Origin of the sequence: Desulfobacula phenolica (genome assembly GCF_900105645.1) — a bacterium.
In the GTDB taxonomy this organism is placed as follows: Bacteria; Desulfobacterota; Desulfobacteria; order Desulfobacterales; family Desulfobacteraceae; genus Desulfobacula; species Desulfobacula toluolica.
Window position 1 is genome coordinate 25,343 of the sequence record NZ_FNLL01000012.1, and the last position, 14,982, is coordinate 40,324.

Consider the following 14,982-nt stretch of genomic DNA (forward strand, 5'->3'; position numbering starts at 1 on the left):
GTCAGGGTTTATACTCCTTGGTTCTTTGTCCCTTAATTGATCTGAAGGATCTGGTGGTTTCCGTCATCGGATTTGATAATTTTCAAACGGTTGCCCCCCAGATCAAGTTCCATGTTCGTGATGTCGTGCTTAAAGCTGAAAGTAATACTGTCTTTGAACACCATAAATGAAAACGGATTAAAAAGATTGGCCGTGGTTTTTTCAAATGTTGCAGACCGACCGTCTTTGAACTTGCCCTTAAAACTTTCCAACGGTTCAAACAGCTTTATAATACCGGTTTTGCCCGGAGTAATGTTGATGGACTGGGTGGAAAAACTATCATCCTTGGAAAGTTGTACCAGGGTGGTGTTCACCTGGATGGGGTCGCGTTTTAACAAAACCTTGCTATCACGTTCAAATGAAGATTTGGTGATCAAATTGGACAGCACCAGGCTTGTGACGGGATCATAGCACTGGATGCCGTATTTGCCCTTGGAATCTCCCATGAGCAGTTCCCTGTGTACGGTAACGGGCAAAAGACCCTTTGTCTGTTTAAGGCCAAGCTTGGCGATCCTGTCTTTGAGTACTTCCAGTTTCAGGGTCTGGCCCATTGTCTTTGTGAAATATATCAGGGAGCTGTTCGACAGCCTGAGATTTTCGGCCTGGGATTGATTAATGCCGAACCAGGAAACCCGTTTGGGTTTTTGGTTTTTCAACAAAAGATCCCCTATGCGCCTCGGCACAAGAGTGGCTTTGTCCCGTTTAAAAAATGCTGCAAAATCAAGGTCGCCTGCACTGTCCTCCCGGGTCAGAAGATACCAATCAATCTTGTTAAGGGGCTGCTGGATTCTCAGAGGAGTAAACGTGTACACATCCTCAAGAAAGCCTTTCATCTTGTAATTAATGCCGTCCGTCTGCAACAGTTCGGAAAATTCATTGGCATCACGCAACTTGGTGTAATCCCGGTAGTTGATCATGTTTTTTGTCAAAAAATTTGAAATCTCAGTATGCTTTATATCAAGATCCCCGACCTTAAAGTAAAAAATATTACTGGAATATCCCGACTGTTTACACGAATAGATACCGGCAAGGCGCAAGAACTCGGTGTCTTCCAGTTTAGTTCGATAACGTTCCATAGCCTTTGCAACATCAGTGTTGTAATTAAAATATACAAACAGGGCAAACCTGTAACCCCGGCTGTTGTTTTTGTCATCCTCCTCTTGGTAAAAATCCTTGTCCATTGATGCCAAAAGGTCCGTGACATATTCGGGCCGCAGCAAGTCGTCGGCTATTTTTTTGGTAAAAGGCCTCTCATCCGTCTTCCATTTGTATACCTGAGGAAAAACAGATTTATAAAAAGACATTTCAGATGAGTTCAATGGAGATGTTAAATTTTTAAACGGGAACCCTTTTCCCATGTACATATATCGATAGATGCCAAAAAAGAATGCCGATACGAGACACAGCACAGCCAGGGCAGATACCAGCCGTTTCAGGCTGTTGTTCCTGACTTTACTTCCCTGAAGAGCGGTCAACAGTTTTCTGGCCCTGTCCTGGCCAATTTCAGAATCTCTGTATACAATGTTGGCACCATAGGCCATAACACCTTTTTTTTTATCCTTGGACCGAAAAAAAGCCCAGGAAGAACCGATATTATCACCACGGGTCACCCTGATCTTGAGGTAGTCGATAAACTCTTTTTTTTCGGCTGATGTCAGCTTTGCCATTGGAACATAGTACATATCGGGTTCCAGGGTTATGATGCCGTCGACATTAATAACCCGGATACCAAGATTGGAAGTGACACTTTGATAACGCCTAACGTCTTGAAAAAAACTGCATTCCCTTGGTATGAATGTCTCGTAGGTTAATGGAAAATCACGAATTTTTTTAATGGTGAGTTCAAACTCATCAAAACGCCCCATACAATTATTCTCCTCTTATCCCCCCTTTGTCAGGGGATTCTGGTGAGCATAAATAAAAGGAGAAATATATCATAGAACAGTCTGTATTTTCAATGGTTTATTTTGTTTTTTCCTTCTATCAGGAATTTTACCCGGTCCAGTTCATTTTCTGAAAAAACCTGGATTCCGTTTTGTTTCAAAATAGCGGCCGTAACCCCAAAGCCGGGGATAAGATTGGCAACAAACCTGCCGTCATAAATATGATGCGAGCCACAAGAAGGACTTTTTTCCTTTAATACGGCAATTTCAATTTTATATTTTTTCACAAGAGCGAGTGCATATTGCGCCCCCCTGACAAAGGGAAGAGTTACATCATGCCCTTCAATATCAACCACCTTCGCCCTTTTGTTCAGCACATCCATACCGTTTCCATTAACGATCTGAGCCGGAAGCCTCGGGATTTTCAATCCCCCTGAAACTTCAGGACAGACCCTAACCAGCACTCCTTGTTGACTCCATTTGATCAACACGGAATCTGTTACCGGCACCTGTTTACCATCATATCTGGCCCGTTCTCCTGCAAGACAGGCACTGATTAATATTTTTTTCATGTCAAAACCATATATAATTCTTGTGAAATTGTAAAATAATCATTGACAGGTTAAAAATATTATACTCATCATATCAATGAGCATACATTCATTATCCGGCAACAGGCATTTACACTCACTCAAATTTTGAAATATAAATATCAGGAGGATATCTAAAATGACACAGGTTATTTCCGATCGAAGGGATATTGAATTTGTTATTTATGAACAGCTTGAAGCAGAAAATCTTTCCCGGCTTCATGAAAATTTTGCTGCTTTTAATAAAAAAACCATAGATCTTGTTATTTCAGAAGCAAAAAATTTTGCAGTCAAAGAGTTGTTGCCGGCAAACAAAGAGGGAGACGAGCAGGGGTGCAAACTTGAAAAGGGCAAGGTGACCACACCGGAATGCTTTAAACGGCTGTATAAAATATTTAATGAAGGAGAATGGCTTGCCTTGACCGAAGATCCCGAGTGGGGCGGCCAGGGAATGCCCAGAACAATTGCTTCTGTTGCAGCCGAATATTTCAACGGCGCAAATTTTCCTTTTATGATGTATCCCGGACTGACCCAGGGAGCCGGCCACCTGGTGGAAAAATTCGGCACACAGGAACAAAAGGACACCTATCTTAAGAACCTGTTCACCGGCAAATGGACCGGCACCATGCTTCTGACCGAATCAGGTGCAGGGTCTGATGTTGGTGCCTTAACCACCAAAGCTGTTAAAAATGATGACGGCACATTTTCCATCACAGGTGAAAAAATATTCATTTCCGGTGGAGACCATGACCTTGCGGAAAACATCATCCATCCGGTTCTTGCAAGAATAGAAGGCTCACCAGACGGAACAAAGGGGGTTTCATTGTTCCTTGTGCCCAAATACCGTGTAAACAAAGACGGTACGCCAGGTGAATTCAACGATGTGATCTGCACTGGAATTGAACATAAACTGGGCATCCACGGCAACAGCACCTGCTCCCTTTCCCTTGGCTCCAAAGGCAATTGCGTGGGCACACTACTTGGCGAAAAAAACAAGGGAATGAAAGCCATGTTCCTGATGATGAACGAAGCAAGATGCCTTGTGGGATTCCAGGGGTTTGGATGCGCTACGGCAGCCTATATGTATGCCCTTGATTATGCAAGGAACCGAATCCAGGGCAAAAACCTTCTTGAGCTTATGAACCCGAAAGCCAAATCCGTTTGTATCATGCAACATCCGGATGTCAGACGGCAGCTGATGATGATGAAGACAAATGTGGAAGGCATGAGATCACTTCTTTATTTTACCCAGTATTGCTCTGACATGGCACTTTATGCCCCCACCCCGGAAGAACAGGATAAATACAAGGGATTTGTCGATGTGTTGACACCCATTATCAAAGGCTATGTAACCGACCGGGCTTTTGAGGTCTGCAGCCAGGGCATGCAGGTGTATGGCGGATACGGCTTTATCGAAGAATATCCCATGGCCCAGCTTTTGAGGGATTGCAGGATCACACTGATTTATGAAGGCACCAACGGTATCCAGGCCATGGATCTTTTGGGAAGAAAGCTGGGCTTGAATAAAGGCAAACCCATCATGGATCTGTTCGGTGAAATGCACAAAGCCGTTTTTGCAGCCAAAGCCCTGCCCGAACTTGAAAAACAGGCAATCAAAGTGGAAGAAGCCATGAACAAGCTTGCAGAAGTCGCCATTCACATGGGCCAGACAGCCATGTCCGAAAAAATATTAAATGCCTTTGCCAATGCCCATCCTTTTCAGGATGCAACCGGAGATGTCGCCATGGCATGGATGCTGCTCTGGAGAGCCGGCATTGCAGCCAAAAAACTTAAAACAGCAAAAAACAAAGACAAATCTTTTTATGAAGGAATTCTCAAGTCCCTTCAATTTTATATAGAGACGCAGCTTCCCGTCACCCTTGGCAGATGCAACGCCTTAATGAACACCAGCAGTGCTGCCGTAGACATTGACGATGCTATGTTCCCCGGTTAACTGCCATGGGCCAATGGTGTTAGACCAATGAGGTCAAACCAATGAGGTCAAACCAATGAGGTCAGACTGGTGTTGTGATCAAGCCTGATTTTTGTTCCGGCCCACTATTCTCATTCAGTGCTAAAGATGCTATATTAGCTCTTTATAGAGCAAGCAAATACCGGGATCAAATCAACTTTGGATGGGAAAAAGATGAAAAATTTTAAAGCCAACGGACTGCCCCTGTTAATCGGAAGCCTCCCCATGGACAACCATGAAAAAGCAACAAAACTGGTTCTTGACCACACACCTGATATCCCGCTTTGGGTACAACTGCCGCTTTACAAGGAAGAAGGCATGATAGATCAATTTCTTCCCGGGCTGCCCGGCTTCACCGGTGAAACCGGAAAAAGCATCCTGGACACCTCACTGCCGGGGTTTGATGAAGAGTTGATTGCCTATTTTGAAGAGTATCTGGCTGTCTGCGAATCCGCAACTGATCTTGGTGCCTCACGGTTTGCCCTTTCCGGCAAAAGAGGCAAAGGATTTTTTGAATTCTTAAAACAGGTGGATGAAAAAAAGGCTCCGTTTATTGCCCTTAAAGGCCAGGTAACCGGCCCTATCACCTTTGGAACCGCAGTAAAGGATGAACAGGACAAAGATATTTTTTACAACGACCAGTTAAAAGACATCGCCATAAAAAAACTGGCCATGAATGCCAGGTGGCAGGCCGCAGAATTTTCAAAAAGAGGGGCGGTTCCAATTATCTTCATTGACGAACCTGCCCTGGCAGGATTTGGAACATCCGCCTATATTACCATTACCAAAGAAGACGTAACCCAGAGCATTGATGAGATCATCCAGGAAATCCATGCTGAAAACGGCCTGGCAGGTGTCCATGTCTGTGCCAACACGGAATGGGATATGCTTTTGGAATCAAAACTGGATATCATCAGCTTTGATGCCTATTCTTTTTTTGACAAATTCATACTTTACCCGGAAATGATTAAAACCTACCTGGACCAGGGAAAACTTCTGGCCTGGGGCATTGTACCCACAGACAAACCCGAAGTCATTTCGGCGCAAACCACCCAAAAACTTACCCGGATGCTTCATGAACAGATGGACGAATTATCGGATAAAACAGGTATTGATAAAGAGACCATCTTGTCCCAGGCATTTATTACTCCCAGCTGCGGCACAGGCTCACTGGATCTTGGTTCGGCCAAAAAAGTATTAAAACTTACCCAAGAGGTATCAGCAGAATTCAGAAGCGTATAATGCTTAAACAGCTATTGATTTTCCGTTAAGGCTTCTGCTGAAAAATCTGTGGACCGTATTTCCAGCTCTTTAAAATACCGCGGATAATTCTGCATTAATGTGGCAATAATGGTATCCCAGGGAAGGTCGGCAAAAGAGCCGTATTCTTTTACATATTCCATATGCCGGTTACCTTTTTTATCAAAAACGTGAAATATGGAATCTTTTGTTCCGTCAAACTCCAAAGGCTTTACACTAAAATTATTGCAAAGCTCCAGGTTGAATGCAGGGGTTGCCTTTACCCAGATGTTGTTTAAAAACAATTCGGTATAACCATGATACATAAACACATCGGTTCCCATCAATTTTTTTAAACGCTCTGTATTCAGATGATTTTTAACATCTGCGAATCCAAGTCTTGCCGGAATCTTCATGCTCCTGGCGCAGGCGGCCAGCAAAACAGCCTTGGCCACACAAAATCCATATCCTTTATTCAGGACAGAACTTGCCTTCATGGATTTTTTTGGCGGTACAATGCTGTAGGGGTTATACCGGATGCCGTCCCTGACTGCATAATAAAGACTAACCGCCTTTTGCATATCGGTTTCAACAGGGTTGCAATTGCGCCCTGCAAACTCAAGCACTTTTGGATGATCACTGTCAATATAATATGTGGGGGTAAGATATTTTTCCATAATTCAAACCTTATTTCCTTTTCATTGCAACAAATTTTCTTTATGTCAGCATAAAATGCCAGTTTATTCCACCATTTCGGCCATTTCAGTGATGATATGTCTGAGTTCTGTTTCGTTTTTAATGAAAAAGTCTGTTCCTGCCTTTTCAACAAAGTCGCTCACCTGTATCCTGGTTTCATATTTATTGAAACCGCTTTGAACTTCAATCTCAAGCATTGGATATTCATGTTCAAGCTCCACCCGCATGGTGTTTCCCTGGTGCTGATATATGAAGTTATACTCGGCTTCTTCTTCAAGGCTTATTCCTGCTACATTGGCAGGCTTTCTTTCTGATACTTTCTGCCATCGTTCACACAAGACACCATCAATGTAATCGATCAAAAAATCATCCATCTTTGCGTATGCAAGTGCGCTTTTAAATCCTTTTTTTATTTTATCAAACAATCCCATTTTGTTCTTCCTTTTAATAGTTTAAATTTTATGATCATGATAAAAAAACATCTAAAAGTAAATCTTTCATTTTATTATTTCAAGGCTGATGACTGATATTGTTACTCTTTATTGATTGAGGCAATTCCGGAAAAAATCAGCACCCGGCTGTAAAACAGATGCCCTTTTTTTGAATTTCACACAATAAAAGATCTCCATCAATTGACTCACACTGTCCCATCTTGCACAAAAAACCGCGACCGGAAACAACACTGTCCCACATTATGAGACACTTATCCCTGACAATTTATCAGACCAATTCGTCCATACAGCCCCAAAAAGCAGCACTCCAAAGACAGGCACGCTTTTTGCTTAATTTATTATTAATGCTCATATTTTAAATAACTGCCACGGGCAGACCTGGTCTTTCACCTTGGTTTGCCCATAACAAAGATTGAAAGTCGCTGTTTGGATTTTTGAAGACTTTCGTACAAACAAAAAGGGGGTTGCACCATGAGAAAACCCTATGGAAGACAAACAAAAGAAAAAGTTGGAAAAATCCTTCTGGAACCCCACAGAGAAACCGCCATGAAATTGTTGGAACAAATACCTGACGAACAATTGGTGGGACATCTTTTTTCTCATTTTTACCATAAAGACGAGCGGATTAAATTTCGCAGCATTGCCGCAATGGGAACCCTTGGATCTCGAATGGGACGCCGTGACATTGAAAAATCAAGAATCCTTCTTCGGCGGATTATGTGGAACCTGAATGACGAATCCGGCGGAATCGGGTGGGGATCACCCGAAGCCATGGGAGAAATTCTCTGTCAAAGCCCGGAACTTGCACTGGAATTCAAATCCATTCTTTTTTCATACCTTGATCCGGAAGGCAATTATCTTGAGCATGAAATGCTTCAAAGAGGTATTTTATGGGGAATCGGGACATATCTTGAATCCTCACCCCATGATTTGAATGAAAAAACAAAAGGACTACTGTATGGATATTTACACTCCACAGATCCTGTTAAACGGGGATATGCCATAAGAGCCCTGATCAATGCCGGGGACTTTGACTGTAGTCTTGTGCCTGAAAATATTATCACCGACATGCAGCAGATCAACATTTTTACAGGCTGGAATTTTGTTGCAACCCGTATTTCAGATATGGCCCTGTCCTGTGAAAGCCACAAAGTATTTGCTTAACCTTAAAAAACAGCATCAGCCGGACATGTATAAACAAAATAAAAATGAAGGACAAGGTCATGCTTGAAAAAAAATGTGATATCAATATCGATCGAACAATTGACCTTGCCAGGGAGATGATCAGACTGGCCCAGACGGGATATGAACAGCGGGAAGACCCTGACTGCGGCATCCTTTACGGTATTCTTCTGGATTCCGGTTACCGACTGCTTGATCTTGCACAAAAAGAAAAGCAGTCACACAAGCAAAAAAGGCTGTTGGAGTGCCGCGTTAAAAAAGGAAAACATTTAATGAAAACATATGGTAGTTCAATATCATGAAAATCCCGATTTTAGACATATCCTGTTGCATCCTTTGTGAAGTGTGTGTTGATGTGGCCCCTCATGCCTTTAAAATAAATGATGCGGGCTTTATCGAACTGCTTGAACTGGATGACTATTCAGATGAGGATATTCATGAAGCCGTAAAAAATTGTCCAAAAGATTGTATCTGCTGGGAATAATTTTTATGCTATACGGTTTTTTAATCGAAACTTCAGGTTTTATTTTCCGAATTAACCCCCAAAAAAAACATTGCGTCTGATACACAAATGTGTCATTTACCTAATCAGTATCCATAATAACTGCCACAGGCAGACTTGGTCTTTCACAGAGTTTGCCCGCGACAAAGCGTGAAAGTCTCGATTGGGATTACCAGAACTTTCATATAAACACATTGTTTTTTTTATGTCTGGAAAATGGAAAATGGCTGATTTGACACACACTCTGCTGGATCACGACAATCTCAAGCTTGTTCTCGACAACCTGAAACTCGGTATCATTGCCCATACCACAAACAGGATCATTACGGTTTTTAATAAGGAAGCGGAAAGAATCACCGGTTATTTAAAAGAAGAGGTGATCGGAAAAGACTGCCATATGGTTTTTCAGGAGCCGTTTTGCGGAGGAAAATGTTCTTTTTGTGACGGCCCGCCGGACTTTCCATTTGACACAAAAGAATATCCTTTGAACATTATTACCAAAGACGGTTCTGCCCGTCAGCTTGAAATGACCGTTTCAGCCATCATCAGCCATGACAATGTATTCAAGGGAGTTCTTGCATCCTTCAAAGACGTGACCGAATCCTTTAACCTGTCATTAAAAGCTGAAACCCTTTCAAGCTTTGCCGGCATCATCGGCAAAGACAAAACCATGCAGGATATTTTCAGGCAGATCCGGGATGTTGCCATGTACAATTATCCCGTCCATGTTTCAGGGGATACGGGAACCGGAAAAGAAAGGGTGGCATATGCCATTCATGATATCAGTTCATACGGTAACGGTGCTTTTGTACCTGTAAATTGCGGGGCACTTCCCGAAGGAATTGTGGAAAGTGAATTGTTCGGACATGTCAAAGGCGCTTTTTCCGGTGCCATAAAAGAAAGAAAAGGACGGTTTGAACTGGCCCATAAGGGAACGCTGTTTCTGGATGAAGTGGCGGATCTGCCTTTAAAAACCCAGGTAAAACTTCTAAGATTCTTACAGGAAGGCTCTTTTGAAAAAGTCGGCGGTGAAAAAAAAGTATCTGTGGATGTCAGGATTATCAGTGCCACCAATAAAAACCTCAAGGCGGAAGTTCTGGCCGGTAATTTCAGGGAAGACCTTTACTACCGGCTGAATGTGATTCCCATCCACCTGCCGCCTTTACGACAGCGAAAAAACGACATCCCGCTTTTAGCTGCCCATTTTTTAAAGGAAGCGGAAAAAGAAAGCAAAAATGGTGTTCCACAGCTTGCCGAAGAGACCCTTGATGTCATGCTTGATTATCATTGGCCGGGAAATGTCAGAGAATTAAAAAATGTTATCCAGTTTTCCGTAGTGCGCTCAAGGGGCAATAAGATTTTGCCATCGGATCTTCCCATGGAGATCACTGAAAATAAAATTTTCAGCGTTAAAACAGCAAACACGCCGCCAGCCCCGGAGATCCTTACTGCCAAAGGCAAGCTTGACATTGAATCTGTTAAAACGGCAATAAAAAAAACAGGCGGTAATAAATCCAAGGCAGCCAAGGTATTGGGTGTTGGACGGGCAACCCTTTACAGGTTTCTTGCCCGTAATGAAGAGCTTAAAACCTATGCGGATCAGTTTTGATGAGCAAATTATTTTTTCTTTAAATTTTCCAAAGTATATCCGATATCAAATATTTCATGGCAGGAAGGACAGATAAACAGCCACCTGAGTCTATCCTTGTCCTGTTTTAACATGGTATGAAATCCATCACTGTAACCGCAAATCGGGCAAAACCTGAATTCGGCGTCAAATACGATTGAATTGATCTTATTGTCCATTTCATCTCCTCCGTTTACAATCAAGGCATTATCCGACGATACCCGGCAAAGAAATTAAAATCAATGATTTATAATAAAAAATAATTTAGCGCTTGACTTTCAACCCACGCTCTTTTATTATATGAAGATTATATTGCTTTATGTTAAGCGTATAAATTTTCTTTCAAAGGTGTACATTCCAGACAATAAAATTGGTATTACCCCCCAAAGTTAGAATTTTTTTTTATTTTTATTACAGGAGATTGCCAATATGGCGAACGGTATCGTAAAATGGTTTAACGACTCAAAAGGTTTTGGATTTATCGAACAAGAAAGCGGAAACGATGTTTTCGTACATCACTCAGCTATCAATTCTACAGGTTTTAAATCCCTGAATGAGGGGGATCGCGTTTCATTTGATATTGAACAAGGACAAAAAGGTCCTGCAGCAGCAAATGTAAGCGTATTATAAGTTAACCGTTTTATTTGCTTGAGAAAAAAGTCAGTTCAATGACTTGAAAAATAAAAGACCCTGGACAGTATTCTGTTCAGGGTCTTTGCGTTTTTATACAAAGCAAAAACAAATTGGTGGTCCGGCATTTTGTTAACGGCGGTTCTTTTTTTTGATGCCTTGGCCTGCTTTTTTTTCTTTTTTGCCTTTTTTTTCATTCCAGGCTTAGAAGGCTTTTGAATCGGAGACGATGGAAACGTTATTTTTTCTGAAACATATGAATCCTTTGACTGTTAAGCCTTTTCTTGAAAACAGGCCCACCAGGACATATATTCATTAAGATCATCTAAATTATTTTGTTCAAAATAATTTTCTAATTTTTTATTATAGCTTAATGAAAACGAACAGAATTCTTCTGTTCTCTCCGAGTCATATAGATATTTCTAATACAGATAGTGATTCACATAAGTATTATCAAATTGACAATCATCAATCCATGAAGCTATAGGAGTTTGATTTTACATGAAGGTATTTAAAAATCCAAACAAGTGATTTTCGTCTTTGTTGTTGGCAAATCTGAGCAAAAGACAGGTCTGCTTGTGGCAGTAATTGAAATTCAATGGATTTTTTTATTTTTTGAACAATAAACAAAAAGGTGGATTTTGAAAAATAAAAAGTGGGTTCTGCTGATAGCATTGATTATCATACTTATGTGTGTATTTGTAAAACCCTTACGGGATATGATAGAGCAGCTTTTTTTCCTTTTTGGAATGTATGATGTGGAATATATCAAAGGGTATATACTGTCTTTTGGTATATGGGCACCGGTTGTTTCTTTTTGGTTAATGCTGTTTCAATCAGTTGTGGCACCGCTTCCCGCATTTTTAATTACATTTTCCAATGCAGCTCTTTTTGGTTGGATAAAAGGAGCGACACTTTCATGGTCAAGTGCAATGGCAGGAGCTGCATTATGTTTTTTTATCGCAAAGTGGTTTGGAAGAGGTGTGGTTGAAAAGCTCACATCTAAACCAGCTCTTAACAATATGGATGATTTTTTTAAAAAATATGGATCATATACCATTCTCATTGCACGGCTTCTTCCCTTTATATCTTTTGATATTGTCAGTTATGCGGCTGGCTTGACCTCAATGGGATTCTGGCCTTTTTTATGGGCAACAGGCATAGGTCAGCTTCCTGCAACCATTATTTATTCATATGCGGGAGAAATGCTTGCAGGAGGCGCTCAAAAGTTTGTTTTGGGCCTGTTGCTTTTGTTTGCCTTAACTATTCTCACAATAATGCTTAAAAAAATATGGCAGAACAAGAAAGCTCAAAAGCTTCATATGCAAACTGAAAAACAGATAAAGGAGGTATGTTGAGCAAAAAAACGCTGTTTGTAATAGCCTCGGTAATTATAGCAATTGTTGCTGTGCTAGCTGTATTGGTGGCAAACAACAGAACAAAACAACCTGTTGTTGATACGAAAAAATATTTAAATATTGATATTTGTCAGTTTAAAAACGGCAGTGACATTTTTATTACTCCTCATGAACTGCAACAAAAACTTGGTCATGACAATATAGTTATTCTGGATGCAAGCCATCCCAAAGTTTACGGAAAAGGACATATTCCAGGTGCTGTAAGTATTGGGTTTAAAGGCTTGTCAAATTGTATGGGAAAACCAGGGGATAAGGAGTGGGGAACCATTCTTCCCAAAGATAGACTGACAAAAAAACTTGAATCTCTGGGGATTGATAACAATAAACTTGTGGTTGCGTATTCTGATATTTTTAAAGGCCCTGGCGGCGGCGGCAGAGCTGTCTGGCAAATGAAAATGGCAGGACTGGACAATGTAAGATTGTTATATGGCGGTCTTGAACTCTGGAAAAGATGTGGATATGAGCTTTCCAGGGAACCTGTCATCCCGGTTTGTGCTGAGAATATTGTTTTAAAAGATTATGATGAATCTTTCAGGGCAAACCAGGAGTATATTTTTAAAAATTTGGACACAATAAAAATTGTTGATGTCAGAAGCCTTAAGGAATTTACAGGAGATGACACTTCCAGGGGAGAGGCCAGGGGTGGTCATATTAAAGGTTCTCAATGGTTGGATTGGACCTGGCTTATGAACAAGGACGCAAGTGTTAAATCACCCGGAAAAATTATAGAGTTGATGGCTGGAATAGGTATCAAGCCGGGGGATGAATTTGTTCTTTACTGAACTATGGGTATAAGATCTGGATTTTCATCCATGATCCTCAAAGCAGTTGGCTTTGAAAAGGTAAAAAATTATGAAGCATCAATATATGAATGGTCTGCAGATGATAATATGCCCATGGAGACAGGCGAATATAATCAAAATTAAACGATATTTTTGAAATATGATGAAGACTCTTGCCATGAAATGTACAGGATGCGACGTTTGTGTCAAAGAATGTGCATTTCTTCAATATTACGGGAACCCTGGAAAAATAGCTGCAGATTTTTATGCTGGTCGTGCAAATGAATTAATATCATTTGAGTGCAGTTTGTGTGGTCTTTGTTCATCCCTGTGCCCCAAACACATTGATCCGTGCAAGGTCTTTTTTCAAATGCGAAATGCAGTATGGACTCAGACCGGAAAAATCATGCCGGAACATAAGGCAATTCTGGCTTATGAAAAAAAAGGGCTTTCCAAAAGATACTCTCTTTATAAGCTGCCGGACGCCTGTACAACTGTTTTTTTTCCTGGCTGCACCTTTACCGGCACACGGACCAAACGCACAGAACAGATATATTCCTGGCTGAAAAACAAAATTCCCGGTATTGGAATTGTGCTTGACTGCTGTGCAAAACCGTCACATGATCTTGGCCGGGATGATTTTTTCAACAAAAATTTTTTGGCCCTGGAACATTTTTTATACGACAACAAGGTTAAAACCGTAATAACCGCCTGCCCAAACTGTTACACTGTTTTTTCAACTTATTCGAAAAAGTTGAAAACTAAATCTATTTATGAAATTCTTGCAAAACAACAAAGAACAGCAACCAATAAACTGATTGGCTGTGTTACCGTTCATGACCCATGCGTGACAAGATTTGAAACAGATATGCACAACTATGTTCGAAAACTTCTGACAGACAATGGGCTTGAAATAAAAGAGATGAAACATTGCAGGGAAAAAACCGTCTGCTGCGGTGAAGGGGGATCGGTTCTGTTTGTTGCTCCTGATTTTGCATCTAATTGGGGCAATACCCGAAAAAAAGAAGCAGCTGATAAAAGGATCATTACCTATTGTGCAGGATGCTGTTCTTTGCTTGGAAAAACAGTTCAAACCGATCATGTTCTGGATCTTTTATTTGAACCGGAAAAGACCATGCAAGGATCAGTCAAACCATCATCTGCCCCGTTTACCTATTTTCACAGGCTAAATCTGAAAAGAAAATTAAAAAAACAGGCCAAGCACGATGTTATGGAAAAAGTTTATTTTCCAGTAGAACATCAAAGAATGACAAAAATTTTTAAAGTATTGATTATGGTTATACTTGCCGCCGGAGTGGCAGGTATAAAAATGACAGGTGCCGAAGAAATTTTCAATCAGGAAGCCATTCAAACCTATATAAACGGTTTTGGTTCTCTTGCCCCTTTGGTGTATATGATCATTGTTGCTTTTTCTCCTGTGTTTTTTTTGCCAGGCGCACCTTTTATAATTGCCGGAGGATTGATTTTCGGCCCGTTTCAAGGAGTGGTCTACGGAATAACCGGAGCCACATCAGGTGCTTGTCTTGCCTTTCTTGTGTCAAGATATGTTGCCTCAGAATGGATTGAATCAAAACTTACAAATCCGTCCTGGCTTAAACTAAAAAGACAGACTGAAAAGCATGGATGGAAAATCGTTGCCATTACAAGACTTGTACCGCTCGTTCCCTTTAATCTTTTGAGCTATGCCCTGGGTCTTACTCGAATAAAATTCACCACCTATTTTATCACCTCGTTTATATGCATGCTTCCCGGATGCATCGGATATATTCTTTTATCCGGCTCTGTGCTGGAAGTTTTACAGGGCAAACTCTCCATCAAATTTTTTGCAGGTTTGGGAATAATTATTCTTCTATCTCTTATTCCTGTATTTTTCAAAAAAATCAAACCTGAAGATCTATAGCCGCATAAAACATACAATTTCCAACAAAAAAATTGTTTACAAAACGAAA

At 41.0% G+C, this 14,982-nt stretch carries 15 protein-coding genes; 10 read left to right on the forward strand and 5 right to left on the reverse strand.

What is annotated here, in order from left to right; all coding sequences use genetic code 11:
* Nucleotides 1–32 precede the first annotated feature (32 nt).
* A complete protein-coding gene (locus BLT94_RS17655; RefSeq protein ID WP_092236992.1) occupies nt 33–1,904 on the reverse strand; it encodes a hypothetical protein in 1,872 nt (623 codons plus the stop codon).
* Nucleotides 1,905–1,993: 89 nt separating this feature from the next.
* Complete coding sequence (locus BLT94_RS17660; RefSeq protein ID WP_092236994.1) at nt 1,994–2,494, reverse strand: DUF523 domain-containing protein; 501 nt, start codon at nt 2,492–2,494, stop codon at nt 1,994–1,996.
* A gap of 157 nt (nt 2,495–2,651) precedes the next feature.
* Between BLT94_RS17660 and BLT94_RS17665 the strand changes: the two genes are divergently transcribed.
* Nucleotides 2,652–4,466, forward strand: coding sequence for an acyl-CoA dehydrogenase (locus BLT94_RS17665; RefSeq protein WP_092236997.1), 1,815 nt, complete (start codon nt 2,652–2,654; stop codon nt 4,464–4,466).
* A gap of 192 nt (nt 4,467–4,658) precedes the next feature.
* Nucleotides 4,659–5,726, forward strand: coding sequence for a uroporphyrinogen decarboxylase/cobalamine-independent methonine synthase family protein (locus BLT94_RS17670; protein WP_092237000.1), 1,068 nt, complete (start codon nt 4,659–4,661; stop codon nt 5,724–5,726).
* A gap of 11 nt (nt 5,727–5,737) precedes the next feature.
* Here BLT94_RS17670 and BLT94_RS17675 read toward each other — a convergent pair whose 3' ends face one another.
* Nucleotides 5,738–6,400: a transglutaminase-like domain-containing protein gene (locus tag BLT94_RS17675; protein WP_092237004.1), complete on the reverse strand. Its 663-nt coding sequence runs from the start codon at nt 6,398–6,400 to the stop codon at nt 5,738–5,740.
* A 63-nt stretch (nt 6,401–6,463) separates the two neighbouring features.
* Nucleotides 6,464–6,850: a hypothetical protein gene (locus tag BLT94_RS17680; protein ID WP_092237006.1), complete on the reverse strand. Its 387-nt coding sequence runs from the start codon at nt 6,848–6,850 to the stop codon at nt 6,464–6,466.
* Nucleotides 6,851–7,342: 492 nt separating this feature from the next.
* Between BLT94_RS17680 and BLT94_RS17685 the strand changes: the two genes are divergently transcribed.
* The 4 genes from BLT94_RS17685 to BLT94_RS17700 all read left to right on the forward strand — a co-directional run bounded on the left by BLT94_RS17685 (nt 7,343) and on the right by BLT94_RS17700 (nt 10,164).
* Nucleotides 7,343–8,035, forward strand: a complete 693-nt coding sequence (locus tag BLT94_RS17685; protein ID WP_092237009.1) for a DVU0298 family protein — start codon at nt 7,343–7,345, stop codon at nt 8,033–8,035.
* A 59-nt stretch (nt 8,036–8,094) separates the two neighbouring features.
* Nucleotides 8,095–8,355: a hypothetical protein gene (locus BLT94_RS17690; protein ID WP_092237011.1), complete on the forward strand. Its 261-nt coding sequence runs from the start codon at nt 8,095–8,097 to the stop codon at nt 8,353–8,355.
* A complete protein-coding gene (locus tag BLT94_RS17695; RefSeq protein ID WP_092237014.1) occupies nt 8,352–8,537 on the forward strand; it encodes a ferredoxin in 186 nt (61 codons plus the stop codon). The genes BLT94_RS17690 and BLT94_RS17695 overlap by 4 nt, the downstream gene beginning before the upstream one ends.
* 241 nt (nt 8,538–8,778) lie before the next feature.
* A complete protein-coding gene (locus BLT94_RS17700; protein WP_092237017.1) occupies nt 8,779–10,164 on the forward strand; it encodes a sigma-54 interaction domain-containing protein in 1,386 nt (461 codons plus the stop codon).
* A gap of 8 nt (nt 10,165–10,172) precedes the next feature.
* Here BLT94_RS17700 and BLT94_RS17705 read toward each other — a convergent pair whose 3' ends face one another.
* Complete coding sequence (locus tag BLT94_RS17705; RefSeq protein ID WP_092237020.1) at nt 10,173–10,361, reverse strand: hypothetical protein; 189 nt, start codon at nt 10,359–10,361, stop codon at nt 10,173–10,175.
* Nucleotides 10,362–10,611: 250 nt separating this feature from the next.
* Between BLT94_RS17705 and BLT94_RS17710 the strand changes: the two genes are divergently transcribed.
* The 4 genes from BLT94_RS17710 (at nt 10,612) to BLT94_RS17730 (ending at nt 14,933) form a co-directional block, all read left to right on the forward strand.
* Nucleotides 10,612–10,812 (forward strand): cold-shock protein, encoded by a 201-nt coding sequence (locus BLT94_RS17710; protein WP_014959413.1) that lies wholly within the window; start codon nt 10,612–10,614, stop codon nt 10,810–10,812.
* A gap of 641 nt (nt 10,813–11,453) precedes the next feature.
* Nucleotides 11,454–12,170 carry a TVP38/TMEM64 family protein gene (locus BLT94_RS17720; RefSeq protein WP_245743172.1) on the forward strand — a complete coding sequence of 239 codons (717 nt, stop codon included), beginning with the start codon at nt 11,454–11,456 and terminating at the stop codon, nt 12,168–12,170.
* Nucleotides 12,164–13,012 (forward strand): sulfurtransferase, encoded by an 849-nt coding sequence (locus tag BLT94_RS17725; RefSeq protein ID WP_092237025.1) that lies wholly within the window; start codon nt 12,164–12,166, stop codon nt 13,010–13,012. Before BLT94_RS17720 ends, BLT94_RS17725 begins: the two co-directional genes overlap by 7 nt.
* A gap of 160 nt (nt 13,013–13,172) precedes the next feature.
* Entirely contained in the window at nt 13,173–14,933 is a 1,761-nt protein-coding gene (locus tag BLT94_RS17730) for a VTT domain-containing protein (RefSeq protein ID WP_092237028.1), read from the forward strand.
* Nucleotides 14,934–14,982 lie beyond the last annotated feature (49 nt).